Raw genomic sequence first — 25751 nt, forward strand, 5'->3', positions numbered from 1 at the left:
CGCAGGAGGACGCCGCACCGTGGAACGAGCAGCGGGAGCACCGGCGCGGACCCGCGACCGGGCCGACGAGCTGGCCGCGACGGCCTTGCTGAACTGCCTGGTCCGCGAAGTCGCCGAGCCCGCCGAGCCCGCCGAAGGTGCCGAGCCCGGCGGGCCCCCCGTCCCCGGCGTCCTCCGGCTGCCCGCGACGGGCCGGCTCCTGCGCGTGCGCCCCGGCCGCCACCCGTCCCGCCCCGAGCTGCTCGCCCCGGACGGCGACTGGCACCCCCTGACGTTCGACGGGCTCGTCGACCTCACCGCCGGCGAGCTGACCGCCCGCACCGGCACGGCCAACGCCACGCTGCCTGCCGAGATCCGCGACAGCCGCGACGTGCTGGCGGCCCTGCTGGCCGCCCGGGAGGACGCGCCGCCGCCGGCCGATCCCTACCTGCGGTCCGAGCAGTCCCTCGTTGCCGGGCACCGGTACCACCCCGCGCCCAAGGCCCGCGGCGGCGGCGCCCCGGCGAGCTGGCTGCCGTACGCGCCCGAGGCGCACACCGCGTTCCCGCTGACGCTGCTCGCCGTGCGCGCCGACCTGCTGGCGGGGGAGGGCGACACCTCGGCCGTCGACCGCCTGCACGACGACGTGCCGGACGGCTACCGGCTGCTGCCCGCCCACCCGTGGCAGCTGGAACTCCTCGGCGACCTGCCCGCCCTGCACGACGGCCGCATCCTGCGGCTCGGCCGCACGTCCGTGGCCGCCGTGCCCACGGCGTCGCTGCGCACGGTGTACCTGCCGGACGCCGACCTGTTCCTCAAGTTCAGCCTGGACGTGCGGATCACCAACGACATCCGCCGGCTGTGGCGGCACGACCTGCACTGGCTCGGCCCGGTGGACGAGGTCCTGCGGACCGTCACCGGCGCGGAGATCCTCTCCGACCGCGGCCACCGCACCGCCGACCTCGGCAGCCGGGACGCGTACGAGGCGCTGGCGGTCCTGGTCCGCGACGGCCTCGGCGGCCACGTCCGGCCCGGCCTCACCCCGCTGCTGGCGGCGGCCGTCGCCGAGGGCGGCTTCGAGGGCGACCCCCTGGAGGCGGCGCGGCGCGACGAGCACACGGCCCTCGCCTGGTGGCAGGCGTATCTGGAGAGCGTCGTGCCCCCCGTGCTCGCGGCCTGGTTCGGGCACGGCGTGGTGCTGGAGGCCCACCTGCAGAACGTCGTGATCGCCGTGGACGGCGACGGCCTGCCCGCGCAAGCGGTCTTCCGCGACCACGAGGGCGTCAAGCTCGACGAGGAGCGGCACCGCGAGCTGCTGCGCCGCCACGCGCGGGACGGCGAGCCGGCACCCGGCGTGAGCCCGGTCCACGGCTGGCAGCGACTGGTCTACTGCCTCGTCACCAACAACCTGCTGGAGATCGCCGGAGCCGTCGCCGACGGCCGCCCGGACCTCACCCCCGTGCTGTGGGCCCGCGCCCACGCCCTGCTCGCCGACTGGGCCCGCGCCCACGGCGACCCGGCACCCGTGCGGGAGCTGCTGGCCGCACCGCACATCCCGGCGAAGACCAACCTCCTGCTGCGCTGGACGGCCGCGGACGGCGCCGCCTCGCGCTACGTGCCCCTGACCAACCCCCTGCTGCCCCGCAACGCGGCCGTGCCCGCCCTGCGGCTGCGGTGACGGACGCGGGTCACACCTTCAGGACGGTGACCCGCCCGCCGCACAGTGCGGCGAGGTCCTCGGGGTCGGAGGTGAGGATCGTGACGGGTCCGGGTGCGGCGAGTGCCGTGGCGCCGAGCATGGCGTCGATGGCGTACCGGTGGCCGTGCAGACCGGCATCGGCGAGAAGCGCGGCGGCACGACGGGCGATCGTCTCGGTGACCGGCTCCACGACCAGGCGGGAGAGCGTCCACTCCAGAGCCGGACGGTTGATCCCGGGGTGCATCACTTCCACGAGTGTGGCCGCCGAGGTGATCACGCGCAGGTCGTCGGCACGGGCCAGGGCGAGCCATCCTGACATCGTCCGGTCCCGCAGCACCGCCTTGGCCAGTCCTTCGCTGTCGAGGACGAGGGTGCCACCAGGGGAGGCGGCGGAGGGGCTCACGCGGCGCTCGCCCCGGCTTGCGACTGCTCGTTCCGCGCCTGCTGGAGTTGGTCACGAAGTGACTGGATCTCCTCGTCCGTGACGGGGCCGTGCTCCGCTTCGGCGACCTGGACGAGTTCGTTGAGGTTGTCCCGTTCGATCTGGCGGGCGACGGCCGCCGCCACGTAGGCGGACAGGCCGGACGGTCCGCTGCGCGCTTTCGCCGCTTCGGCTATGTCGCGGGGCATCGTGATCGAGTATTTGCCGGTGGGCTCGCTCATGCCACCCATCCTACCCCTGGTGGCATCGGAGAGGGCGTGCCTCCACCGGGGGCTCAGCGTTCCTCGCCGGCCTGGTCGGGGACCAGGCGTTCCAGGACGTTCTGGAACTCCTCGCCGACGGTGATGAGGAGTCCGTCGCCGTCCTTCTCGCTGAGCTGGGTGAGGACCCCGTCCCGCCACCAGTAGACGTACGGGCTGATCGGCCCGACCGCCTCCTCGTGGCCGGCGGCCGCGAAGCCCGCCATGCCGTTGAGGGCCGGGATGACCGCGCTGTCGCGGATGGCGTGGAAGGCCAGCTGGTGGCGGAACGGCATGGCGACGAGCGCCCCGTCGTCGGTGAGCGGCGCTCCCGTGACGCGTTCGACCAGCTCGTCGAGGGCCAGGACCCGCGCGGCGGTGAAGAAGGAGTCGCCGACGACGACGTCGAAGCGGACATCGGCGTGGCGGACGACCTCGTGCCGCTCCACGGGCAGGTCGCGGAGGTTGAGCAGAGCCCGGCCGCGCAGCTCCCGGATGTCGCCCAGCGGGGCGAGCGCGTGGTCGGCGAGCGTCATGACGCTCTCGGGCAGGTCCAGCGCGAGCACTTCCAGCAGCCCGGGGGCGGCGATCCGGGCGTACCGGAAGGTCTCGGGGTCGATCATGTCGGGGGTGACCAGCCGCGGGTAGAGCCGCTCGCGGATCTCCTCGGGCGGCATCGTCTCCAGCGGGGACGGGCCGTCGAGGGTCCGCAGCACGGCGCCGACGTGCTCCCGGGCCAGCTGCGGCCACACCCGCGGACCGCGCCGGTCGTTGTGGCACAGCGCCGCCAGGTTGCCCGTGCCGAACTTGCGGCCGGAGCTGTCGGTCACGAGGTCCGCGAAGACGGTGACCTCCAGGCCGAGTTCGGCGAAGGCCTCACGCACATGGGCGCGAAAGCGCGCGCCCTCGTCCACGGAGAAGAAGGCGTACTCGGGGTCGCGAGGCGCGTCCCGCTGGTCGCGCTTCGGCCCGCGCCGGAAAATCCCCACCTCTGCAGCTCCCTGGACCTGGACTCGACGGGCAGAGCGCGATCCTATCGGCCGCTCGCGCCTTCCCGATGGTGAAGCGTCCTCCGCGCGGAGGCGCGGAGGACGGGGGGTCTACTGGTCCCGGTACGCCTCCAGCAGCCGCAGCCAGACCTCGCTGATCGTCGGGAACGACGGAACGGCGTGCCACAGCCGCTCCATGGGCACCTGGGCGGCGACGGCGATGGTGGCCGAGTGCAGCAGCTCAGCCACCCCCGGCCCGACGAAGGTGACGCCGATGAGGTGGTTCCGGTCGAGGTCCACGACGGCGCGGGCGTGGCCGCGGTAGTTCTCGGCGTGCAGGTAGGCGCCGGAGACATTGCCGATCTCGTAGTCGACGACCTTGATGCGGCGGCCCGCGCGCTCCGCCTCCTCGGCGGTGACGCCGACCGCGGCGGCCTCGGGCTCGCTGAAGACCACCTGGGGGACCGCCTCGTGGTCGGCGGTGGCCGCGTGCGCGCCCCAGGGGGCGGTGTCGAGCGGCTCGCCCTTGGCCCGGGCGGCGATGGCGGCGCCGGCGATGCGCGCCTGGTACTTGCCCTGGTGGGTGAGGAGGGCGCGGTGGTTGGTGTCGCCCGCGCAGTACAGCCAGCCGCCGTCGACGTTGCGGACCTGGCAGCTGTCGTCCACCTCCAGCCAGGCGCCGCCGGCCAGGCCCACGGTGTCCAGGCCGAGGTCCTCGTTGTGCGGCACGCGGCCGGTGGCGAACAGGATCTCGTCGGCGGTGAGTTCCGAGCCGTCGGACAGCGTCGCGGTCACCGGGCCGGAGTCGCCCTCGCGGCGCACGGCGGTGACGGACACCCCGGTCCGCAGGTCGACGCCGGCGCCCCGCAGCCCCTCCGCGACGAGCTCCCCGGCGAAGGGCTCCCAGCGCGGCAGCACGCCGGAGCCGCGCACGAGCACGGTCACCTGGGTGCCGAGCGACTGCCAGGCGGTCGCCATCTCCACCGCCACGACGCCGCCGCCGACCACCAGCAGGCTCCCGGGCACCTCGTGCGCGCTGGTCGCCTCACGGCTGGTCCAGGGGCGCACCTCGGCGACCCCGGGCAGGTCGGGCAGGAGCGCGCGCGTGCCGGTGCACACCGCGACCGCGTGGCGGGCGGTCAGCACCCGCTCGCCGCCCTCAGGGGTCCGGACGACGACGCGCCGCGGCCCGTCGAGCCGGCCGACGCCGCGCACCAGGTCGACGCCGACCGAGTCCAGCCAGCCGACCTGCCCGTCGTCCTTCCAGCCCCCGGTGGCCCAGTCGCGCCGGGCCAGCACGGTGGCCGCGTCCAGCTTCCCGCCGGCGGCCTCGCGCGCGCCGGGGACCGCGCGGGCGGCGCCCAGGGCGGCCTGCGGACGGAGCAGGGCCTTGCTGGGGATGCACGCCCAGTAGGAGCACTCACCGCCCACCAGTTCGGCCTCGACGATCACGGTGCTCAGCCCGGCCGCCTGGGTGCGGTCGGCGACGTTCTCGCCGGTCGGTCCCGCTCCGATGACGATGACGTCGTAGGTGTCCGTGCTGCTGTCTGCGCTGGTCCGCGCCGCGGTGGTCATGGTCCCACCGTAGGCAACACCGCGCCGTCGCACAGCCGGAACGGCCACCCTCGTACGCCATCACCCGCCGCCGCCCCGGCGAAGGCCGGTGCGGCGGTGCGACCGGCTGAGCCGGAGCCGGCGCGCAGGTGGTGGCCGGCGGCATACCCGAGAGGTCGGCCGACCGGGTGAGTTCGGTTCGGACGAGGCTCGTCCCTCGCTTCGGGTTGCGTTTGTTTCGTTTGTTGCGAATAATTCGATTACGGCAAGGGAGGGAACAATGGGCACGGTCGTAGGCAGGAAGATCGAACCGGGTGCGGTCGACGCGAAAGACGCGCAACGGGCACTGAGGCGGATCAACGACTACCTCTCGCACGCGGCCCGGGGTGACGGCGGCATCCGGGCTCACCTGGAGACGGGCGCAGCCGACGAGGCGCTTGTTCTGCCGCGGCCGGTGGCGGAGATGTTCGCGTCGATACTGGCGGCCCTTGCGCAGGGGCAGGGCGTCCAGATCCTTCCGGTCGACGCGGTACTGACGACGCAGCAGGCCGCCGACATGCTGAGCGTGTCCCGCCCCTACCTGATCGGCCTCCTGGAGTCCGGCGAGATCCCCTACACCTTGGTGGGGCGGCATCGCCGTATCCGCTTTTCCGACCTGCGCCAGTACCTGCGCGAGGACGATGTGAAGCGCAAGGATGCGGCTGACGAACTGATGCAGCTGGATCAGGAATTGGGACTGCTCTGACGTGGCATTCGCGGTGGTCTACGACGCATGCGTCCTGTATCCGAACACGCTGCGTGATCTGTTGATCCGTGTCGGCCGGAGCGGGTTGGTCCGTGTCCGCTGGACCGACATGATCCTCGATGAGGTGGACCGGAACATCGCCCGGGACTATGACATCGCTCCAGAGAAGCTGCAGCGCCGGAGAGCCCTCATGGATCTCATGGGACTGGACGATCGCGTCGTCCATGCCTGCGTTCAGGAGATCGCCACCTCTCGGCGCCGCCCGCCGCAGACCTTTGAGGACGTGCTGGGTCAGCTGGAGAGATCAGGGCTCACCGAGTCCGTCGCCGCTCTGCGCCTCGGTCCGGGAGGCGTGAACTGAAAGGGACGGACGCGGCGGTCACGCCGGGAGTTGCTGTTCGGTCCAGATGACCTTGCCCTGCTCGGTGTAGCGGGTGCCCCAGCGGCGGCAGAGCTGGGCGACCATGAAGATGCCGCGGCCGCCCTCGTCGGTGGTGGCCGCGCGGCGCAGTCGGGGGGAGGTGCCGCTGGCGTCGGCGACCTCGAAGACCAGGGCCCGGTCGCGCACCAGACGGGCCTGGACGGGGCCCTGGGCGTGCCGGAGGGCGTTGGTGATCAGCTCACTGGCGATCAGCTCGGTGGTGAAGGTGAGTTCGTCCAGGTCCCATGCGCGCAGCCGGCGGGTGATGGCGCAGCGCAGCGCCGAGACGGCGGCCGGGTCGTCGGGGACGTCCCAGCAGGCGACCTGCCCGCCGTGGAGGGCGCGGGTGCGGGCGACCAGCAGCACGATGTCGTCGGCCGTGGGTGCCGGGCGCAGCGCGGACTCCACGGCCGCGCACAGCTCCTCCGGAGTCCCGTCCCGGGGCGCGGCGGCCAGCGCCCGGCCGAGTCGGCGCATGCCGGCCTCGGGGTCGGCGTGCCGGCCCTCGATGAGGCCGTCGGTGTAGAGGACCAGGGCGGTGCCCTCGGGGAGGTCGAACTCCGTGGTCTCGAAGGGGATCTGGCCCAGTCCGAGGGGCGGTCCGGCGGGCAGTTCCGGGAAGCGCACGTCGCCGTCGGGTCCGAGCAGTGCGGGCGGCAGGTGGCCGGCGCGGGCGAGCTGGCAGCGCCGGGCGACGGGGTCGTACACCACGTACAGGCAGGTGGCGCCGGCCAGTCCGGTGTGCGCGCCGCCCTCCTCGTCGAGCCGTACGGCCAGGTCGTCCAGGCGGCCGAGCAGTTCGTCGGGGGGCAGGTCGAGGGCGGAGAAGTTGTGGACCGCGGTGCGCAGCCGGCCCATCGCGGCGGCCGCGTGGATGCCGTGGCCGACGACGTCGCCGACGACGAGGGCGACCCGCGCGCCGGAGAGCGGGATGACGTCGAACCAGTCGCCGCCGACGCGTCCCGGGGCGGGCAGGTAGCGGTGGGCGACGTCGACGGCGTGCTGCGCGGGCAGGCCGTGCGGGAGGAGGCTGCGCTGGAGTTCCAGCGCGAGGTGGTGCTCGCGGGTGAACAGCCGGGCGTTGTCGACGCAGACGGCCGCGCGGGCGGCCAGTTCGCGGGCGAGGGTGAGGTCGTCCTCGGCGAAGGGCGGGCTGTCGGCGGTCCGGTGGAAGGTGGCGACGCCGAGCGGGGTGTCCCTTGCGCGCAGCGGTACGGCGATGAGCCCGTTGCCCGCCCGCACCGGGCCGTCGCCCGCGAGGGCGCGCGCCTGGGGGCCGTCCGGCGCGGCCGGGACGGGGTCCGCGGGGGCTTGCGCCGCGCCCGTCCCGGTGTCGGCCACCCGGCACAGGTCCGGTGCGGCGGTGTCGTCGGGCTGCGGGGTGCCGCCCAGGACGACGGGGGCGAGGAGGTCCACGGTGGCCCGGTCGGCGAAGCGCGGGACGGCGGCCTCGCAGAGTTCCGCGGCGGTGCGGACGACGTCGAGCGTGGTGCCGATGCGCAGGGCGGCGTCGCTGAGCAGTTCCAGCCGCAGCCGGGCGGCGACGGCGAGCCGGCCGACCCCCGCGTCGCCGACGAGCAGCGGCCGGCGCCCGGCCCGCGGCCCGGTGTCGCCGGAGATGCTCACCTCGACCACCGCGCCCTCAGCGCCCTCCGCGCCCACCGCGCCCTCGGTGAGTGGCCGGCACAGAAGCACGGCCGTGCGTCCGCGGGAGAGCGGCAGTTCGGCGGCGTCGCGCCGTCCGGCGGCGATGAGGCGGGTGGCGGTCTCGGCGAGGGACGCCTCGTCGCCCGCGGTGAGTCCGGCGGGGGGACCCACGGGCTGGATGCGGCCGTCGCCGTCGAGCCGCAGCGCGGCGGGGCCCGGCATGCGGTGCTGTGCGGCCAAGTACGAGTGCAGCATGGCGCGTTCGCGGCGCCCGGAGTCCTCCAGCAGCCGGTGCTCGATGGCGAGGGCGGAGCCGCGGGCGAGTTGCGGCATGAGGGGGTGGGCCTCGTCCTGGAGGCTGGTGAGGTCCAGCACCCCTTCGATGCGTCCGGTGACGGGGTGCCGCAGGGGTACGCCGAAGCAGGTGAAGCGGCGCAGGGCGGCGCAGTAGTGCTCCTCGCCGCTGACCCGGACGGGGCGCCGGGCGGTGAGGGCGGTGCCGATGCCGTTGGTGCCGGCGTCGCGTTCGTGGTAGCCGAAGCCGGGGGCGAGGCCGACGTCGTCGAGGGCGGGAAGCAGCGGGGGCCGGGCGGCCCTGCGGTCCAGGACGAGCCCGCTGCCGTCGGTGAGCAGGACGGCCGTGCCGGACCCGGCGAGGGCGTCGGCGAGCCGGTCGAGGACCGGCCGGGCGGCCCGGGCGAGCGGGCCGGCGAGGTCGATGTCCCGGGTGTACGGGACGTCGAGGCGTTCGGGATCGAGGCCGGCGGCCTGGCAGCGTTCCCACGACGCGAGGATCGGCACCCGTACGGATTCCTCCACCTGGCTCACTCCTTGACGTCCGCGTCCTCTTGCCGAACGTAGGACCGGCGGCGACCGGCCGGGGGCGGGACCGTGAAATCCCTGCGTAGAGCCACTCTTGTGGGTGACGAGCCGTTTGACAGGGGCAACATGTCACCGGAACGCCCGCCGATCGACGTCGCGAAGCGGCGGCCGGTGGTGGAGACTTGGACGCGCCGCAGGCCGCCGCCCGGGTGCCGGACCGCCGTGCACGCCGGGGAGCGCCCCGGAGGCGAACCGAGCCACATATTCGGAAGGATCCACCATGACCACGCCCAGCGAGACGACGCGCGTCGCCCACACCGTGTGGGACGGCTCCCTCATCGAGGGCAGCGGAGTCGTCACCCTCGACTCCTCCGGGGTCGGCGAGTTCCCGGTCACGTGGGTGGCCCGCTCCCAGGAGCCGGGCGGGAAGACGAGCCCGGAGGAGCTCATCGCCGCCGCGCACTCCAGCTGCTTCTCCATGGCCCTGTCCGCCGGCCTGTCCCGGGCCAAGACCCCGCCGGCGCAGCTGCGCACGCAGGCCGACGTCACCTTCAAGCCGGGCACCGGCATCACGGGTATCCACCTGACCGTGGTCGGCGAGGTGCCGGGTCTGGACGAGGCGGAGTTCATCAAGGCCGCCGAGGACGCCAAGGCCAACTGCCCGGTGAGCCAGGCCCTCGCGGGCACCGTGATCACCCTCACCGCGTCCCTGGCCTGAGCCGGTCCCGCCGCGCTCCCCGGCGCGGCCCGGACGTTTTTCACCGCCCATCGAAACGTTTCGGTTTCGGTGGGCGGTGCCATATTGTCGTTGGATACGAAACCGTTTCGCAGGGGACGAGAGACGGAGAGCCGAGATGACCACGGACGCGAGCGCCCCGGCGCGGCGTACCCGCCTGACACCCGAGCGTGAGCAGGAGCTCTACGAGGCGGTGATCGAGCTGCTCGGCGAGGTCGGTTACGAGGCGCTGACGATGGACGCGGTGGCCGCCCGCACCCGGTCCAGCAAGGCCACCCTCTACCGGCAGTGGAAGAGCAAGCCGGAGCTGGTGGTCACCGCGCTGCGCTGCACCAAGCCGGCGCACGCCCCCGTCGACACCGGTTCGCTCGACGGCGACCTGCACGCGATGGCCGACGGGTTCGGCGACGGCTCCGAGGTGGACACCTCGCTGATGCGGGGCCTGGCGCACGCCTCCGCCACCAGTCCCGACCTCGCCGAGGCGATGCGCGAGCACCTCATCGACCCCGCGCTCGACGGGATGCGGCAGTTGCTGACCCGGGCCGCCGACCGCGGGGAGATCCCCGGGGACAGCCCGGCGGCCGCCTTCATGCCGCACATGATTCTGGGGGCGGTGATCACCCGTCGCATGCTGGAGGACGTGGAGGTCGACGCCGGCTTCATGCACCGCTACATCGACGCGGTGGTGCTGCCGGCCCTGGGCTTCCGGCGCTGACGCGACGGGCCGCACCGCCCGTCGCCCGGCGCCCGTCCCCCGTCGCGTCGCCCGTCCCCGGCCCGGCTCAGTCGCTGACCATGCTCCGCGGCTTGTACTCCAGGTCCTGGTACTCGGGGTGGTGCGTGATCCAGCCCGCGATGAAGGGGCAGGCCGCCAGCACGCTCTGCCCGCGCTCCCGGGCCTCGTCCAGCGCCTGGCGGGCGAGCGCGGAGCCCACGCCGCGGCCCTCGAACTCCGGGTCCACCTCGGTGTGCAGGAAGGCGATCATCTCGGGCGTGCGGATGTACGCCGAGAAGCCGGCCAGCCTGCCGTCCACGTGCGCCTCGTAGCGGCGGGTCCCCGGGGAGTCGGTGATCGTCGGTACGGCGCTCACGACTGGTAGCCCTCCACTGTGCCGGAGGGCCGCACGCGGGCCTGGCCCGGGTCCTCCCCGATCTCGGTCTTGGCCCGGCGCTGGCGCAACAGGTCCCAGCACTGGTCGAGTTCGCGTTCCAGTGCGTCGAGCCGGTCGCGCTCGGTCGCGCCGTCGATCTGCCCGGCGGCGAGCAGTTCGCGCAGCGTCCGCTCGTCGGAGACCATCGCGCTGATCCGTTGCAGTATCGCCTGTTCCGGGCGATTTCCCGTGTGCTGGTCGGCCACGGTACGCACCTCCTCGTTCGCTCGGCACCCACTCTAGGCAGCGTGTCGCGGCCAGGCGATCGAAACTCTTGCGTTTCGATGGATCGGGACCTAGGCTTCAGGCGTACGAAACGGTTTCGTATCGCTCGTACCCGGTCACCCGTGGCCATGCCTGTCCCACGCCTGTCCCACGCCTCTTCCGAACGACGGGAGCACGTCCCCATGTCCCAGAGCACCGCCGAGCCCCGCGCCGGCGTCGCCGCACCCCCCGCCGGGGGGACGCAGGGCGATCACGACGGCCACGCCAGGCGCTGGTGGGTCCTGGCCGTCATCGGTGTCGCCCAGCTGATGGTCGTGCTGGACGCGACCATCGTGAACATCGCCCTGCCCTCCGCCCAGGCCGACCTCGGCTTCACCGACGGCAACCGGCAGTGGATCGTCACCGCGTACGCGCTGGCCTTCGGCAGCCTGCTGCTGCTCGGCGGCCGGATCGCCGACCTCTTCGGCCGCAAGACCGCGTTCCTCATCGGCGTCGCCGGCTTCGCCGCGGCCTCCGCGCTCGGCGGCGCGGCCGGCAGCTTCGAGATGCTCGTCACCGCGCGCGCCCTCCAGGGCGGATTCGGCGCCCTGCTGGCGCCCGCCGCGCTGTCGCTGCTGACGACGACCTTCACCGAATCCAAGGAACGGGCGCGGGCGTTCGGCATCTACGGCGCCATCGCCGGGTCCGGCGCGGCCGTCGGCCTGCTGCTCGGCGGCGTGCTGACCGAGTACCTGAACTGGCGCTGGACCCTGTACGTCAACCTGGCCTTCGCCGTCGTCGCCTTCCTCGGCGGCATGACCATGCTGGAGCGCGCCCAACGCCGTCCCGGCGCCACCATCGACCTGCCCGGCACGCTGCTGGTCACCACCGGTCTGTTCGCCGTGGTCTACGGCTTCTCCAACGCCGAGAGCCACGACTGGGGCTCCCCGCAGACCTGGGGCTACCTGGTCGCCGGCGCCGTGCTGCTGACCGCCTTCACCTGGTGGCAGACCCGGGCCGCGCACCCGCTGCTGCCGCTGCGCGTGCTGCTCGACCGCAACCGCGGCGCCTCCTTCGCCGCCTCGCTGGTCTCCAGCGCGGGCATGTTCGCGGTCTTCCTGTTCCTGACCTACTACCTGCGCCTGACCCTCGGCTTCTCGGCGGTCAGGACGGGTCTGGCCTTCCTGCCGCTCGTCGCCGCGCTGATGGTGGGCGCCCAGGTCGCCACCGTCGTGCTGGTGCCCCGCATCGGGCCCAAGCCGGTGGTCCCCGTGGGCTTCGGCCTCTCCGCCGCGGGCCTGGTCTGGCTGACCGGCCTCGGCCTGGACAGCGGGTACCTCACCGACGTCCTGCCGCCGCTGCTGGTGATCGGCCTCGGCATGGGCCTGATCTTCCCGCCCGCCATGAACCTGGCCACCACCGGTGTCGGCCCCGAGGACGCGGGTGTCGCGTCCGCCGCCGTCAACGCGATGCAGCAGATCGGCGGCTCGATCGGCACGGCCCTGCTCAACACCCTCGCCACGAGCGCCGCCACGGACTACATCGCCGGCAAGAACCCGGCCGACCCGCTGGTGAAGGCGAACGCCGCGCTGGAGAGCTACTCGACCGCCTACTGGTGGGCGGCGGCCTTCTTCGCGGCCGGCCTGGTGATCAGCTTCGTGCTCTACCGGCGCGGGGCGCCGCAGCAGGACCCCGGCGCGGCGCCCGTCGTGCACATGTGACGTCGGCGCTCCCCGGCCGCGGGACCTCTCCTGGAGCGGTGGGACGGTCCCGTGCGCGCCCACCCGTGGGGACGGGGTACGGCGCGATGAACGGCCCGGTGACGGCCTCCGTAGAACGTCTACGGAGGCCGGAACCGGGCCGTTCGTATGGCTTTTCGGGCAGATAGCGCGTGCGGTGCGACACAAAAGGGAACCGATGGTCGGTTAATGTGCGTTTTTACGAGTCCATACGGTTTCGGGAAAGGCCTCTCGGTTGAACCTGCTCGACCTGCTGCTGCTCGTGCTGACGGTCGCCTACGCGGTCGCCGGCTACCGGCGCGGACTGGTCGCGGGCACCATCTCGCTCGCGGGCTTCCTCGGCGGGGCCGTGATCGGCGTGTGGCTGCTGCCGTACGTGCTCCAGTACGTCGAACCGGGCACCCCCCGCGCCACCCTCGTCGCCCTGCTCACCGTCCTCATCCCGGCGGCCGCGGGCCACGCCGTCGCCTCGGGGGTCGCCTGGAAGGTGCGCACCGGACTGGACTGGGGGCCGCTGCGCTGGCTCGACGGCGTCGGCGGCGCGGCGGCGAACGCCGTGGCGGTGCTGCTGGTCGCCTGGGTCGCCGCGAGCGTCCTGGTGACGGCCTCCTCCAACGTGCTCGCCCAGTCGATCCGCGGCTCCGCGGTGCTCGGCGCCGTCCAGGACACGATGCCGCGGCAGGCGCCCAGCTGGTTCAGCAGGGCGACCAGCGCCCTGGCCGAGGCGGGTTTCCCGCAGGTCTTCAACCCCTTCGAGTCCGAGCCCGTCAACGGGGTGCCCGCGCCGTCCGGCGACAGCGTCACCGACGCCGCCACGCGGGCCGCCGCCCGCAGCACGGTGAAGATCGAGGGCATCGCCTTCGTGAACGGCCGCCGCCAGGGCCAGGAGGGCACCGGCTTCGTCTACGCCGACGGGCACGTCATGACCAACGCCCACGTCGTCGCCGGCGTCGACGACCCCGCCGTCCAGATCGGCGGCGCCGGGCGCGCGTACCGGGCCACGGTCGTGCTCTTCGACCCCGGCAAGGACGTCGCGGTCCTCCACGTGCCGGGGCTGCACGCCCCCACGCTGGACTTCACCGACGCCGCCGAGCGCGGGGACGGCGCGGTCGTGGCCGGATACCCCGAGGACGGCGGCCTGGACCTGCGCGCGGCGACCGTGGCCGGCCGTATCCGCGCCACCGGCCAGGACATCTACGGGGACGGCATCGTCACCCGCGACATCTACCAGGTGCGCTCGATCGTGCGCCCCGGCAACTCCGGCGGCCCGCTGCTGAACACCGCGGGCCATGTCTACGGGGTCGTGTTCGCCCGCTCCACCACCGACGCCACCACGGGCTACGTCCTCACCGCCGACGAGGTCCGCGACGACGCGCGCCGCGCGGCGGCCGCCACGCAGGCCGTGGACACGGGCAGCCGCGCCGCCCTGTGACCCCGGGCGGTGCCCGCGGGCGCGACGTTAGACTGACTCTTTGATCGGACATTCCGGACTCGCCGGCCGTCGCGGACCCCGCGACGCACAGCGGCCCCGCGCCGGAACAGGGACCGGACGAACCAGCGCAGGCAGGGGAGTGGTGCAGCCGACATGATCCTGTCGGTCCTCTTCGCCGTGATCGCGGCGTGCAGCAACGCCCTCGGGACGGTGCTGCAACGGCAGGCGGTGCTCAAGGTGCCCGCCTCCACCTCGCTGCGCCTGGGACTCATGCGCGACCTGCTGCGCACCCCGGTCTGGCTCGCCGGCATCGCCGCGGTGATCGGCGCCGCGGTCTTCCAGGCGCTCGCCCTCGGCACCGGCTCCCTCGCCACCGTGCAGCCGGTCTTCATCCTCGAACTGCCGCTGGCCCTCGTGATCGGCGGAGCCGTCTTCCACGTCGAGCTCTCGCAGAAGGCGTGGCTCTGCGTCGGGTGCATCGCCGTGGGACTGGGCGTCTTCCTGTTCTCCCTGGCCCCCGCCGGAGGACGCGAACAGGTGCCGGGCATCTGGTGGGTGCCGACGCTGCTCATCGTCGGCGGGCTCGGCGCGGCCCTGGTGGTGGCCGGGCTGCGGCGCCCGCTCGGCCTGACCCGCGCCGCCTGCCTCGGGGCGGCGGCCGCCGTGGGCAACGCGCTGACGGCCGCACTGATCAAGTCGTCCATGGACATCCTCGGCCACCAGGGCATCGCGGCCTGGCTGCTGTCCTGGCAGACCTACGCCTTCGCCGCCACGGGCGGCTTCTCCCTCTTCCTGCTCGGCACCGCCATGCAGGGCGGCCCGCTCATCGCCTCCCAGCCCGCCCTGACCCTCTGCGACGCCGTGGCGGGCTTCGCCCTCGGGGTGATCCTCTACGGGGAGCAGCCGCGGACCGGGCTGTGGATGCTGCCCGCGGTCGCCGGCTTCGCCCTGCTCACCTACGGCGTCTTCGCGCTCTCCCGCACGCAGTGCCTGTACAAGTGCGTCCACCCCGAGGAGAACGTGCCGGTGGCCGCAGGGCAGCCGGCCGGATCGCGCATGTGAACGCGCGAACGCCCCCGGAACCGCGCGGTTCCGGGGGCGTTCGCATGCCTGCCGCGCCGTTCGTCAGTGACGGGGCGCCTTGTAGGCGCGGGGCATGCGCATGCCGCGCTCGGCCATGATGTCGCGGACCCGGTTCGGGTAGTCCGTGATGATGCCGTCGATGTTCATGTCGAGCAGCGCCTTGATGGTGGCGGGGTCGTCACAGGTCCACGGGACGACCCGCAGGCCGAGCCAGTGGGCGTCGTCCACCATCTTCTTGTTGACGTAGAACGTGAAGTTCGGGTCGGCGACGGTGCCGTTCTGCGGCAGGCCGTACACCGGCGAGAGCGCCGTGACGCCCGGGATGGCCGCGGCGGCCTTCACGAAGTCGCCGTCGTAGTCGTCGGCGTCGATGCCGCCGAGCCACGGCGAGGCGCCGGGCTTGCCGACCTGGAGGAAGTCGAAGTTGGTGAGCGCCACCAGCGGGTACTTCGGCGCGAGCTTGTGCATCTCGTTCAGCGCGCCCCAGTCGAAGGACTGGATGGTGACCTGCTTCTCGATGCCCGAGCGGTGGATCTCCTCGAAGACGCGGCGCACGAACAGCTCGCGCGGCGCGGTCTGGGTCGGGGCGCCGGCCTCCACCTTGGTCTCGATGTTGAGCGTGACCTTGTTGGCCCGGTAGCTCTTGACCAGGTTCAGGACGTCCTTGAGCTCCACCATGCGGAAGCCCTTGATCTGCTCCTGCTCGGGGAAGCCGGGCAGCTGCTGGTAGCCGCAGTCCATGGTCTTGATCTGCGCCAGGGTCAGGTCCTTGATGTACTTCCCGACGTACGGGTACATCGGGTCGCCCGGCGTCACCGGCGCGGTGTCCTTGCACTTCTGGGCGCTGATCTGCCGGTCGTGGTTGACCACGACCTTCTCGTCCTTGGTGACGTGCGTGTCCAGCTCCAGGGTGCTCACCCCGAGGCGCAGCGCCTTGCCGAAGCCCTCGAGGGACTCCTCGGTGGTCATGCCGAGGCCGCCGCGGTGGGCCTGGAGGTCGAAGTGGTTCTTCTGGGACGGAACGTGGTGGTGATGGTGGTCCGTGGCCGCCTGGGCGGTCGCGGGGACCACCAGCGCGGGCACCACGGCCAGGGCGGCGACTGCATGCCGGAGGGACATTTATACCTCGTCTACTTCAGGCGAACTGGACTTCGGCGAAGGTAGGGGGCAGGTAAAGCCCGGACCAAGCATCGGTATGAGGACATGGTGAACGCCCGGGGAACGGACGTTCCCCGGGCGTGGCGCGGCGTCGGCGGGACCTCAGTCCAGAGTGCCGTTGTAGTCCGGCAGCTTGAACGTCCGCTCGGCGTGGCCGCCCACCAGGTCGGTCGTGTTGTTCCCGATGTTCGCGATGATCGTGTAGCCGCGCTGCTCGATCGCGGCGCGCTGCGCCGTCTTGTACGCGCTGACCTCGGCAAAGAGGTCCGGGATCGAGCGGCCGTACAGGCCCGCGACCGGGTAGCCCTCGTGGTCGAGGTTGTAGTACGTCGCCGGGTAGATGAAGTCCGGCCGCGCGGTGACGAAGAAGATGTCCACGCCGCGGGCGTCGGCGTAGCGCGCCAGGTCCCGGGTCGGCGCGACCGCCTGCGGGAACCACCAGTCGAAGTAGGTCTCCAGCGACGTGTTGTCGATGTCCAGCACGATCGCGAGCTTCTCGCCGGGGGCGGGCTCGGCGGTGCGGTCCTGCACATAGGTGTGGGCCTGGTCGATGACCGCGCGGACGTCCCGCTGCCAGGTGCCGTAGTCGACGGAGGCGCTCGCGCTCACGCGCGGGGCCACCGGCGCCTCGGCTGCGTGCGCGGATGCGGGGAGGGCGAGGCCGGTCATCCCGGCGGCCGCGATCGCCACGGTGAGGAGGCCGCGTCTGACGCTGAAGGGCTTGAGGCTTGTCATGCACCGCACGATTGCTTGCCCGGGTGAGCGCCTGCCGACGCGGTGGTTACCTGCGGGTAACGAATGCCCGGGCGGGCTTGGTTGGGGCCTCTCCCGGCCGGGCCCGATGCCAAGGCCGGCATCGGTGCGCCGGCAGCCACGCATGCGTCCCGCCCTCATGGGCTGAGCGTCCGTGGCGCGGGTCCGTCGCCGTTTCCGGGGGAGGTGCGCCGTGACCGCCGACATGACCGTGCCGGAGTGGATGCACGCCCCGATCACCGCGGCGCAGTACGACTCCTGGCCCGCGGAGCAGTGCGGGGGCATCGAGATCGTGGACGGGATGGTCGCGGTGAGCCCGAGAGCGTCCCAGCGCCACCATCGGCTGGCTCGGCTTCTGGCCAATGCCCTGGACGCGGCCGCATCCCCGGAGTGGAATGCCGCTACGGATGTCGATGTCCGCCTTCAGGACCTGCCGTTGACGCATCGTCGTCCGGACGCCGTGGTCTACAAGGCGGACACCATCGACGTCACGCCCACCCGGCCCGAGCATGTGCTGCTGGTCGTCGAGGTGGTTTCGCCCGGCTCGGAGACCACTGACCGGATCGCGAAGAGGGAGCAGTACGCCAAAGCCGGGATCTCCTTCTTCTGGCGGGTGGAGCAGACAGCCAACGGAGTCCCTCTGGTGTACACCTACGTGCTCGGTCCCGCGGCTGGGTCTATCGGGACGGGGATGTCTTCGCGGATGTCGTCAAGACCACGGTGCCGTTCCCGATCGAGGTCGGCCTCGGCTCGATCTGATGCGTGACTTGGCCTCGCTCGACAGCGCCGGAGTCGCGCTCAGTCGTCTTCGGGCAGGTAGAAGTAGACCGTCCCCGATCGCCAAGGTCCGTGCTCGGTCATCTCCGACTCGATGACGACATCCTGAACCTCAACAGGGCCCAATGCCTCGATCGAATCGGCCAGCCTCCGCAAGAGCGCCGACACGTTGTCGCAGCCCGGACCCGCAGGGTTGGCCTGGGAGAAGTGGCGAATGGTCCAGGACTCCGGAGTGCTCGTCATGGGCTTGATCGTAAGTCCCGCTCCCGCCTGGCCTATACGGCGTCCTGGGCGGTCGCGGCGGCGAACGCGACGAACCCGACGAACGCGGCCCACGCGTCGGGCGGGAACGTGAGCACGGGGCCCGTCCGGTCCTTGGAGTCCCGCACGTGCACCGCCGCCGCGCAGGACGCGACCTCGACGCAGTCGCCGCCGTCGCTGCCGCTGTGGGTCGACTTCCGCCAGTCGAGGGCGACTTCAATGCATTGGCCGCCGTCGTCACCGCTGTAGCTGGACTTGAACCACACGAGTGCGCTCACAGCTCGCCCGCAATCTGCTCGATGACCTTCGCCGAATCCTCGGGGGTGAGGGCCTGCGCCCGGATCGTGCCGTAGCGGTGGTACAGGTCACTGACCCTCGCGCGATCATCGCTCAGGTACCCCCCGACCTGTCCCTCAGCGTAGGCCAGCCACTGCCGTTCGGCCGTTTCAAGGAACGTGAAAGGTCCGTTGAATCCGGCCACGGCCTCGTAGCGCGTCGGCATGACCTGGATCTGCACGTTGCGGCGCTCTCCGAGTTCGAGGATGCGCCCCAACTGGTCCTTCATGGCCTGCCTTCCACCCACGGGCCGGCGCAGAAGCCATTCCTCCAGGACGAAGGACAGCATGCACACCGGCTTGCGCGTGATGAGCGCCTGGCGGGCGAGTCGGCCCTCCGTCCAGTGGTCGATCTCGTCCTCTTCGAGCGCCGGGCAGCGGGCGTTGAACACCGCACGCATGTAGGCCTCGGTCTGCAGAAGCCCATTGACCACGTGGGCGTCGTAGAATCCGATGCTCGTCGCCCGAGCCTCCTCGTCCGCGTACTCGCCGTACCCCGCGGGCAGCTTCTCTCGGGACAGGTGCGGCGCGACCGCCCGCAACGCACCGGGGGAGCCGAGCAGTTCCTCCGCCTTGTCGATGAAGGCCTTGCTGGCGAGGCGTTCGCCGGACTCGATCTTGATGGCGAGCGATTTCGAGTAGCCCGTGTGCGCGGCCAGTGCGTCCAAGGTGATCCCCCGGCCCTCGCGGAGGGCGCGGAGGAGGTCGCCGAAGATCGCCATGCTCACGGAGCGCTTGTCCTTGGGCACCGTCACATCAACCCCCGTCCGTGAAGCGACAGTCACTCTCGGTAACGGTAGCCTCTCCGGACACCAGGCGCGGGCTATCCCTTGAGTTCCTCGCGCAGTCTGCGGTCCATCGCGAGGGCGAGTTCCACCTCGACGACGACCTCCACCAGGGGGCGCAGTCGGGCTATCGCCTCCGTGAGGCGGGTCGTGTCGCCGGCCTGGAGGTCGGCCTCGGCGCCGGGGAGGACGTGGGAGCGGGCGAGTTGCACGAAGAGCTCGGCGAGCAGGTCCATGCGGTGGCGCATGTCGCGGCCGGCGGACAGTACCTCGGCGAGCGGGATGCCCTCCTTGACCAGGCCGGACGAGGCCTCCAGCAGGCGGCGGCTGACGTGCACGACGTCGTCCCCGTCGACGGCGATGTAGCCGATGTCCAGGGCGGTGGCGAGGTTCTCCGCGGTCGCCTGGTCCCCGTAGTAGTCGGCCAGCGCCTCGGGGGTCAGCCGCAGCGGCTCCTCCTCCGACCAGGGGGTGGGCAGGGCCGGGTCGAGGCCGAGCAGTTCGCCGACGTCGTGGCGGCCGCTCTCCCAGGCGTTCATCAGCTCGGCGATGCCGCCGAGGGTGTGGCCGCGCTCCAGCAGGGCGGTGATGGTGCGGAGCCGGGCGAGGTGGTGCTCGTTGTACCAGGCGATGCGGCCCTCGCGGCGCGGGGCGGGGAGCAGTTTGCGCTCCCGGTAGAAGCGGACGGTGCGGACGGGCACGCCGGCGGCCTCGGCCAGTTCGTCCATCCGGTACTCGCGCTCGTGCGTTGCCACGCCCGCCAGCCTAGGCGGTGCGCCGGGGCAACTCGCGCGCTCCGACCTCTACCGCTGGTAACGCGTTCTGGTCTACGCTCCGAATCGCGCCAGTGAACACTGGCGCGATCAGGTCCGAGGGCGGCACCGAGAGGCGGCGGTATGGCCGGGCGCAGCGAACACGTACGGGTGGCGGTCATCGGATCCGGCTTCGGCGGGCTCGGCGCGGCCGTGCGCCTGCGGCGGGAGGGGATCACCGACTTCGTGGTGCTGGAGCGGCGCGACTCCGTCGGCGGCACCTGGCGCGACAACAGCTATCCGGGGTGCGCGTGCGACGTGCCCTCGCACCTGTACTCCTTCTCGTTCGCGCCGAATCCGCAGTGGCCCCGTACGTTCTCCGGCCAGCCGCACATCCGGGCCTATCTGGAGCGCGTCGCGGACACCTTCGGCCTCCGTCCGCATCTGCGGCTGGAGACCGAGGTCCGCCGGGCCCGCTGGGACACCGAGGCGAAGCACTGGCAGGTCGCCACCTCGCGCGGCGAGCTGACCGCCGACGTCCTGATCTCGGCGGGCGGCCCGCTCTCCGACCCGAAGCTGCCGAACGTGCCGGGCCTGGACTCCTTCCCGGGCGCGGTCTTCCACACCTCGCGGTGGGACCACGACTACGACCTCAAGGGCAAGCGCGTCGCGGTGATCGGCACCGGCGCCTCCGCCATTCAGATCGTGCCGGCGATCCAGCCCGAGGTGGCGAGCCTGACCGTGGTGCAGCGGACCCCGCCGTGGGTGATGCCGCGCATGGACCGGGACATCACGGCGGCCGAGCGGTGGCTGCACGCCAAGGTCCCGGCGACCGCCACGGCGCGGCGCGGAATGCTGTGGCTGCTGCGGGAGTTGCAGGTCGGCGCCTTCACCAAGCGCCCGGCGCTGCTGCGCGGCGTGCAGCGGATCGCGGCGTCGCACCTGGCGAAGTCGGTCAAGGACCCGGTGCTGCGGGCGAAGCTCACCCCGGACTACCGGATCGGCTGCAAGCGCATCCTGCTGTCCAGCGACTACTACCCGGCGCTCACCCGGCCCAACACCGAGGTCGTGGCCTCCGCGCTGAAGGAGGTGCGCGGCTCGACCGTCGTCATGGCCGACGGCACCGAGCGCGAGGTCGACGCCATCGTCTTCGGCACCGGCTTCCACGTCACCGACATGCCGATCGGCGACCGGGTGGTCGGCGCCGACGGCCGGACGCTGGCCGAGCACTGGAAGGACGGGATGGCCGCGCTGCGCGGCTCCAGCGTCGACGGCTTCCCCAATCTGCTGTTCGTCATCGGGCCCAACACCGGCCTCGGGAACAGCTCGATGATCCTGATGATCGAGTCCTCGCTCAACTACATCGCCGACTACCTGCGGGCCCTGGACACCACCGGCGCCGTCGCGCTGGACGCCCGGCCGGAGGCGGTGCGGTCGTGGAACGAGGATGTGCAGCGCCGGATGGTCCGCACCGTGTGGAACACCGGCGGCTGCGTCAGCTGGTACCTGGACGACCAGGGCCGCAACACCACCGTCTGGCCGGGCACGACCGCCGGGTTCCGGCGCGCCACCCGCCGGGTGCGGCTCGACGAGTACACGATCATGACCGCCGGCGCCCCCGAGCAGCGCCCGGCCCCTGTGGAGGTGGCTTCATGACCAGCGGCGTCTTCGACCTGCCCAAGGCCCGGTACGCGCACGTCGTGCGCTCCGCCGACGGCACCGCGATCAACGTGGAGGAGTACGGCCCCGAGCCGGGCGCGGCGCCGACCGTCGTGCTGATCCACGGCTGGACCTGCAACACCCGCTTCTGGGCCCCGGTCATCCACGAACTGGCCGGTCAGTACCGGGTCGTGGCGTACGACCAGCGCGGCCACGGCCGCAGCGGGACCCCGCGCCGCGGCGGCTACAGCACCGACGCGCTCGCCGACGACCTGACGGCGGTGCTGGAGTCCGTGCTCCCCTCCGGCGAGAAGGCGGTGCTGGTCGGCCACTCCATGGGCGGCATGACGGCGATGGCGGCGGGCGACCGGCCTGAGATCCAGTCCCGTACCGCAGCGGTGCTGCTGGCCAGCACCGGCAGCGGGCGGCTGCTCGCCGAGACGCTGGTGCTGCCGCCGCGGGTGCGCGCCCAGCGGGTACGGGACGTCTTCCACCGCTTCCTGCTGGTCAGCGCGGCACCGCTGGGCCCGCAGTCCGCGGTGACCAGGGCGGCCCTCAAGTACGGCATCCTGGGCCCGGATTCGAGCCCGGAACTGGTGGCCGCGACGGCACGCATCGTGCACGCCTGCGGGCGCAGGCAGCGCGCGGCGTGGGGCCGGGTGCTGGCCGGGCTCAACCTGGACGCGGGGGTGGCGGCGCTGCGCATGCCGACCGCGGTGCTGGTGGGCACCGCCGACAAGCTCACCCCGCCGGTGCACGCCCGCGGACTGGCCGCCCGGCTCTCGCACTTCGCCGGGCTCACGGAACTGCCGGGGCTCGGCCACATGACGCCGCTGGAGGCCCCCGCGGCGGTCGCGGGCGTGGTCCGCACCCTGGTCACGGACCATCTGCCGCAGGCCCGGGTCACGGAGGAGACGGCATGAGCAGGTCGCTGGACGGCCAGGTCGTGGTGGTGACCGGCGCCGCCCGCGGGGTCGGTGCGCTGCTCGCCCGCACCCTCGCCGCACGCGGCGCCCGCCTGGCGCTCGTCGGACTGGAGCCGGACGAACTGAAGGCCGTCGCGGCGGAGATCGGCCCCGGCACCGGGCACTGGACGGCCGACGTCACCGATCGAGAGGCGATGGCGCGTGTCGCCGAGGAGGTCGTGGAGCGGTACGGACGCGTCGACGCCGTGGTCGCCAACGCCGGTGTGGCGACGGGCGGTCCGTTCCTCGACACGGACCCGGCCGACTTCGACCGGGTCGTCCAGGTCAATCTGCTGGGCGGCGTCGTCACCGCCCGAGCCTTCCTGCCGGCGCTCATCGCCTCGCGCGGCTACCTGCTGCAGATCGCCTCGCTCGCCGCGATCGCCCCGGCACCGCTGATGACCGCGTACTGCGCGAGCAAGGCGGGCGTCGAGGCGTTCGCGCACTGCCTGCGCGCCGAAGTGGGCTTCAAGGGCGTGCGGGTCGGCGTGGGGTATCTGAGCTGGACCGACACCGACATGGTGCGCGGCGCCGACGAGGACGCCGTGATGCGCGAGGCGCGCCGCCGGCTGCCGTGGCCCGCCAACCGCACCTATCCGGTGGCGCCCGCGGTGGAGCGCATCGCGGACGGCATCGCCCGCCGTGCGCCGCACGTCTACGCCCAGTGGTGGCTGCGCGGCATGCAGTCGGTGCGCGGCGTCCTGCCGGGGCTGATCGGCGGCGCGATCGGGCGGCGCGAAATGCGCCGCCTGGAACCGAGGATCGCGGCGGCGGGCGGCATACGGCCCGGTCTGGTGGGCCCCGGTGGCGCGGCCGATGCGCGGTCCCGGGCCGAAAAGGCGCTCTGACCAGGAGCGTTCACGCTGCGCATTCGTACGAAATGCGTAGCGTGTCCGGACGTGTCAGCCTGGTCGAGGCCCAGTCCACACATCACGAAGGAGTGATCATGGGCAAGAACGACCCCACGCGAAGCAAGGCCGGGCAGCAGCGCCAGCAGGACCGCCCGCAGGAGCGGATCGGCCAGACCCGGGACAAGTCCCAGGGCATGACCGACGAGCAGATGCGCCAGCAGGGCGAGCAGGGCAGGACGCAGCAGCGGCAGCCCGGCCAGGGTCAGTCCGGCAAGCAGTCCCCGCAGTCGGGCTCCAAGGGCACCGGCCGCGAGCAGTCCGGCGCGCCGCGCGACGACCGGCAGCACCGGGACCACTGACCCGCGTGGTCAAGGCGTGAACGCCGAGGGGCGCGTCCGCAAGGGCGCGCCCCTTCCCGCGTCCGGCCGCGTGCGAACCCGGGCCCGGCGCACACTTCCCGGCCAGGATTGAAAGGCCGCCCCAGTGACCGAGTGCGCTTAGTGGGGAACCTCCCAACTGGAGATATCTTCAATAAACTCCTGGTAGGAGCGATTCGACCCCATGGGTTTCGTCAGCAGTCCATTCGTCAATGCCGCCGATGCGATCTCAGGGCCATCGCTCTCCCTGAAGCGTGGAGTGGTGAGAATACCCTCGAGGTCCTCCTTTGGAGTCTGGCGACGCCCGCTATCTTTCCCCTGCCACGCCGCCGGGATTTTCCATGAAGGTCGGTAGAGCGTAAATGCCTCCGGGAAGAGGAGGAGCCACGCTTCGGACTCCGCCGCAGCAAGTGCATAGACGGAAGCGGAAACGCCAGTCGCCTTGGCCAGCGCATTGGAGACGGCCTTCCGTGCAGAGTCATAGGCAGGGCCAGGGCAGGCGTCCATGTCCTCATGAACAGCGATACCTACGAAGTCACCGGCCTTCAGGCGGGCTTTACCGCGCGCCTTACCCACCAGGGTGCCCGCTGCCGTTGCCAGCTCGGCGCCCGATTTTTTCCGCAGCCGCACAGGGTCGGTGATCTCAGTGAGAGTGATGGCGGCCACAAGTTCAGGATGGGCCGCCCTTATGAACGTAGCCAGCATGCGGCGATCGTTAACACTCTCGCCCGCGAGTACAACGACACCCCGACTCAAGGACTTGTGTATTCGCCTGTGACTCACAGGTCGTCCTCAGTCAAGTCGCCGCCAAGAACGCCGGAGAACCACAGCTCCCCAAGGGGCTGATCGCCTGTCTCTGCGACGATGGCCTCGATCTCTTCCGTAGTTAGAGCAGGAATAATGGACGCACCACCTTCGTCGCGATCGCACACGATGAACTCGTGAGGCTCCAATCTGTCGACGAGTGCCGGTGAGTGGGTCGCCACAATAAATTGCGTTCGCTCTGACGCTTCCCGCATCCGCTCCACAATGAGCTCCAGGGCTTGTGGATGCAGACCATGGTCGATCTCTTCAACGCACGTCAGCGCCGGAGGCCGGGGATCGTAGAGCATGGCCAATAGACCGAGTAGGCGCACGGTTCCGAATGAGGCGTCAACAAGGGGAGTGGTCCGGCGCAGGCCTCGTTCATGAAGCACCACAGCAAGTCGATCCGCATAGCCCCCGACCTGCTCGAATTCGATGGACGCCAATTGCGGAAGGATGCGGCGGGCATCTCGCGTTAACAGTGCCCAACGCTCCTCGTCGGTGCTGAGTTGGACCAGAAACGCTGCCAGGTTCTCAGCGTGGGACTCCAAGCGGCCGGCCTTGATCGAGCGGGCACGCGTTGGTTGTCGAGCAGCGGTAACGTCGACGTCGAAAACCCTAAAAGATGACAAGCGGTCTGCAACTCTTGCAACCTCTTCCCCGCCGTCCGAACGCCCCAACCGGGGCAGGGTGGAGAGGCCACTGCTCAACCTCTGGATACCAAAACTACCCCCATCGGACTCGCGACCGGCTCTCCTGTCTACGACACGGGCTTCATCGCCAGAAATGGTGATGCGCCGACCTCGGCCCTGTGTTCGCTTGAACTGGAAGCTCTCCTGGCGTGACAACGTGTAAGAGTCACGGCTGCTAGGCGAGGAACGCCTACGAATGGTCAGTGAGTACTCGTCAGGTGCTTTGGCGCTTGCATGCGTCGTCCAGTCCGCTTTGAGGCGGATGGCCATGGATGTCGGCGGCTTGTCGCCACCCCAGAAGGCTACCTCGTCGAAGCCACCGCGCTCGTCGAGCGCAGGCTGGAGGTCAGTTCGGATGATTGCGGCAAGGAAGTCGAACACCTTCAGTACGTTCGACTTTCCCACTCCGTTGGGACCCACCAGGACCGTAAGCGGGCCGAGTGGGATGGTCACGTCACGAAGGCTGCGGAAGTTCTCAACGTGTAGTTCTAGAAGGCGGCCGGGCATGAGACGAACCTATCGGGTAGCAGATCGCCGGGTGGCGTATGTGTCCGGGGTGGGCAGCGTCGAGCCTGATGTGCTCTTGTACTGCCACAAAGCAAGCTGGGATCCGAGGTGCCGGCACATCGTCGAGGGCTGCCTGCAGTGCGAGTGTGCAGGCCGCAATGTCGAGTAGCCTCCTTCGTGGCCGTCGTTACAC

General features: G+C 71.7%; 27 protein-coding genes and 1 pseudogene. 13 read left to right on the plus strand and 15 right to left on the minus strand.

The window, feature by feature from the left end:
- The first annotated feature begins 19 nt into the window (after positions 1-19).
- Entirely contained in the window at positions 20-1657 is a 1638-nt protein-coding gene (locus ABZ883_RS36330; RefSeq protein WP_360914044.1) for an IucA/IucC family protein, read from the plus strand.
- Positions 1658-1667: 10 nt separating this feature from the next.
- Here the strand turns inward: ABZ883_RS36330 and ABZ883_RS36335 are convergent, their stop codons facing one another.
- From ABZ883_RS36335 to ABZ883_RS36350, 4 genes are all read right to left on the minus strand, one after another.
- Positions 1668-2081 (minus strand): PIN domain-containing protein, encoded by a 414-nt coding sequence (locus tag ABZ883_RS36335; RefSeq protein ID WP_360914047.1) that lies wholly within the window; start codon positions 2079-2081, stop codon positions 1668-1670.
- On the minus strand, positions 2078-2341 hold the full coding sequence (locus tag ABZ883_RS36340) for a CopG family transcriptional regulator (RefSeq protein WP_360914050.1): 264 nt from the start codon (positions 2339-2341) through the stop codon (positions 2078-2080). The genes ABZ883_RS36335 and ABZ883_RS36340 overlap by 4 nt, the downstream gene beginning before the upstream one ends.
- 53 nt (positions 2342-2394) lie before the next feature.
- Positions 2395-3348, minus strand: a complete 954-nt coding sequence (locus ABZ883_RS36345; protein WP_360914053.1) for a hypothetical protein — start codon at positions 3346-3348, stop codon at positions 2395-2397.
- A 111-nt stretch (positions 3349-3459) separates the two neighbouring features.
- Complete coding sequence (locus ABZ883_RS36350; RefSeq protein WP_360914056.1) at positions 3460-4923, minus strand: NAD(P)/FAD-dependent oxidoreductase; 1464 nt, start codon at positions 4921-4923, stop codon at positions 3460-3462.
- Between the two features lie 259 nt (positions 4924-5182).
- On the opposite strand from ABZ883_RS36350, the gene ABZ883_RS36355 reads away from it, so the two are divergent.
- Both ABZ883_RS36355 and ABZ883_RS36360 read left to right on the plus strand, forming a co-directional pair.
- The gene (locus ABZ883_RS36355) at positions 5183-5647 is read left to right on the plus strand and encodes a helix-turn-helix domain-containing protein (RefSeq protein WP_360914059.1); all 465 of its coding nucleotides are present in this window, start codon (positions 5183-5185) and stop codon (positions 5645-5647) included.
- A 1-nt stretch (position 5648) separates the two neighbouring features.
- Positions 5649-6008: a hypothetical protein gene (locus ABZ883_RS36360; RefSeq protein WP_360914062.1), complete on the plus strand. Its 360-nt coding sequence runs from the start codon at positions 5649-5651 to the stop codon at positions 6006-6008.
- An 18-nt stretch (positions 6009-6026) separates the two neighbouring features.
- Here ABZ883_RS36360 and ABZ883_RS36365 read toward each other — a convergent pair whose 3' ends face one another.
- Positions 6027-8534 carry a SpoIIE family protein phosphatase gene (locus ABZ883_RS36365; protein WP_360914065.1) on the minus strand — a complete coding sequence of 836 codons (2508 nt, stop codon included), beginning with the start codon at positions 8532-8534 and terminating at the stop codon, positions 6027-6029.
- A 283-nt stretch (positions 8535-8817) separates the two neighbouring features.
- Here ABZ883_RS36365 and ABZ883_RS36370 point away from each other — a divergent pair, with 283 nt between their 5' ends.
- Positions 8818-9255 (plus strand): OsmC family peroxiredoxin, encoded by a 438-nt coding sequence (locus ABZ883_RS36370; RefSeq protein WP_360914068.1) that lies wholly within the window; start codon positions 8818-8820, stop codon positions 9253-9255.
- Between the two features lie 136 nt (positions 9256-9391).
- A complete protein-coding gene (locus ABZ883_RS36375; RefSeq protein ID WP_360914071.1) occupies positions 9392-9988 on the plus strand; it encodes a TetR/AcrR family transcriptional regulator in 597 nt (198 codons plus the stop codon).
- 67 nt (positions 9989-10055) lie between these two features.
- On the opposite strand, the gene ABZ883_RS36380 is transcribed toward ABZ883_RS36375, so the two are convergent.
- Both ABZ883_RS36380 and ABZ883_RS36385 read right to left on the minus strand, forming a co-directional pair.
- Positions 10056-10364 carry a GNAT family N-acetyltransferase gene (locus tag ABZ883_RS36380; protein ID WP_360914074.1) on the minus strand — a complete coding sequence of 103 codons (309 nt, stop codon included), beginning with the start codon at positions 10362-10364 and terminating at the stop codon, positions 10056-10058.
- Positions 10361-10630, minus strand: coding sequence for a DUF2630 family protein (locus tag ABZ883_RS36385; RefSeq protein WP_360914077.1), 270 nt, complete (start codon positions 10628-10630; stop codon positions 10361-10363). The genes ABZ883_RS36380 and ABZ883_RS36385 overlap by 4 nt, the downstream gene beginning before the upstream one ends.
- A gap of 201 nt (positions 10631-10831) precedes the next feature.
- On the opposite strand from ABZ883_RS36385, the gene ABZ883_RS36390 reads away from it, so the two are divergent.
- The 3 genes from ABZ883_RS36390 to ABZ883_RS36400 all read left to right on the plus strand — a co-directional run bounded on the left by ABZ883_RS36390 (position 10832) and on the right by ABZ883_RS36400 (position 14861).
- Positions 10832-12349, plus strand: a complete 1518-nt coding sequence (locus ABZ883_RS36390; RefSeq protein WP_360914080.1) for an MFS transporter — start codon at positions 10832-10834, stop codon at positions 12347-12349.
- Between the two features lie 253 nt (positions 12350-12602).
- Entirely contained in the window at positions 12603-13799 is a 1197-nt protein-coding gene (locus tag ABZ883_RS36395) for a MarP family serine protease (protein ID WP_360914083.1), read from the plus strand.
- Between the two features lie 153 nt (positions 13800-13952).
- Complete coding sequence (locus ABZ883_RS36400; protein WP_360914086.1) at positions 13953-14861, plus strand: DMT family transporter; 909 nt, start codon at positions 13953-13955, stop codon at positions 14859-14861.
- A 63-nt stretch (positions 14862-14924) separates the two neighbouring features.
- Here the strand turns inward: ABZ883_RS36400 and ABZ883_RS36405 are convergent, their stop codons facing one another.
- Together ABZ883_RS36405 and ABZ883_RS36410 are read right to left on the minus strand one after the other, a co-directional pair.
- The gene (locus ABZ883_RS36405) at positions 14925-16001 is read right to left on the minus strand and encodes a glycerophosphodiester phosphodiesterase family protein (protein WP_360914089.1); all 1077 of its coding nucleotides are present in this window, start codon (positions 15999-16001) and stop codon (positions 14925-14927) included.
- A 141-nt stretch (positions 16002-16142) separates the two neighbouring features.
- Positions 16143-16775 carry an HAD family acid phosphatase gene (locus ABZ883_RS36410; RefSeq protein ID WP_360914093.1) on the minus strand — a complete coding sequence of 211 codons (633 nt, stop codon included), beginning with the start codon at positions 16773-16775 and terminating at the stop codon, positions 16143-16145.
- Positions 16776-16986: 211 nt separating this feature from the next.
- Here ABZ883_RS36410 and ABZ883_RS36415 point away from each other — a divergent pair.
- Positions 16987-17552: pseudogene (locus tag ABZ883_RS36415) on the plus strand (Uma2 family endonuclease).
- Between the two features lie 39 nt (positions 17553-17591).
- Here the strand turns inward: ABZ883_RS36415 and ABZ883_RS36420 are convergent.
- From ABZ883_RS36420 to ABZ883_RS36435, 4 genes are all read right to left on the minus strand, one after another.
- On the minus strand, positions 17592-17813 hold the full coding sequence (locus ABZ883_RS36420) for a hypothetical protein (protein WP_360914096.1): 222 nt from the start codon (positions 17811-17813) through the stop codon (positions 17592-17594).
- A 32-nt stretch (positions 17814-17845) separates the two neighbouring features.
- Entirely contained in the window at positions 17846-18109 is a 264-nt protein-coding gene (locus tag ABZ883_RS36425) for a DUF397 domain-containing protein (protein WP_360914099.1), read from the minus strand.
- On the minus strand, positions 18106-18888 hold the full coding sequence (locus tag ABZ883_RS36430) for a helix-turn-helix transcriptional regulator (RefSeq protein ID WP_360914140.1): 783 nt from the start codon (positions 18886-18888) through the stop codon (positions 18106-18108). Before ABZ883_RS36430 ends, ABZ883_RS36425 begins: the two co-directional genes overlap by 4 nt.
- Before the next feature lie 101 nt (positions 18889-18989).
- Complete coding sequence (locus ABZ883_RS36435; protein ID WP_360914142.1) at positions 18990-19679, minus strand: MerR family transcriptional regulator; 690 nt, start codon at positions 19677-19679, stop codon at positions 18990-18992.
- A gap of 168 nt (positions 19680-19847) precedes the next feature.
- Here ABZ883_RS36435 and ABZ883_RS36440 point away from each other — a divergent pair, with 168 nt between their 5' ends.
- The 4 genes from ABZ883_RS36440 (at position 19848) to ABZ883_RS36455 (ending at position 23537) form a co-directional block, all read left to right on the plus strand.
- Positions 19848-21359, plus strand: coding sequence for an NAD(P)/FAD-dependent oxidoreductase (locus ABZ883_RS36440; RefSeq protein ID WP_360914102.1), 1512 nt, complete (start codon positions 19848-19850; stop codon positions 21357-21359).
- Positions 21356-22285 (plus strand): alpha/beta hydrolase, encoded by a 930-nt coding sequence (locus tag ABZ883_RS36445; protein WP_360914105.1) that lies wholly within the window; start codon positions 21356-21358, stop codon positions 22283-22285. Before ABZ883_RS36440 ends, ABZ883_RS36445 begins: the two co-directional genes overlap by 4 nt.
- Positions 22282-23175, plus strand: a complete 894-nt coding sequence (locus tag ABZ883_RS36450) for an SDR family oxidoreductase (RefSeq protein ID WP_360914108.1) — start codon at positions 22282-22284, stop codon at positions 23173-23175. The genes ABZ883_RS36445 and ABZ883_RS36450 overlap by 4 nt, the downstream gene beginning before the upstream one ends.
- A 98-nt stretch (positions 23176-23273) precedes the next feature.
- Positions 23274-23537, plus strand: coding sequence for a hypothetical protein (locus ABZ883_RS36455; protein WP_360914111.1), 264 nt, complete (start codon positions 23274-23276; stop codon positions 23535-23537).
- 138 nt (positions 23538-23675) lie between these two features.
- On the opposite strand, the gene ABZ883_RS36460 is transcribed toward ABZ883_RS36455, so the two are convergent.
- On the minus strand, positions 23676-24260 hold the full coding sequence (locus ABZ883_RS36460) for a hypothetical protein (RefSeq protein WP_360914114.1): 585 nt from the start codon (positions 24258-24260) through the stop codon (positions 23676-23678).
- A 74-nt stretch (positions 24261-24334) separates the two neighbouring features.
- Complete coding sequence (locus ABZ883_RS36465) at positions 24335-25558, minus strand: AAA family ATPase (protein ID WP_360914117.1); 1224 nt, start codon at positions 25556-25558, stop codon at positions 24335-24337.
- Between the last annotated feature and the right edge of the window lie 193 nt (positions 25559-25751).

This window comes from Streptomyces sp. NPDC046977 (assembly GCF_040644455.1).
GTDB lineage: Bacteria > Actinomycetota > Actinomycetes > Streptomycetales > Streptomycetaceae > Actinacidiphila.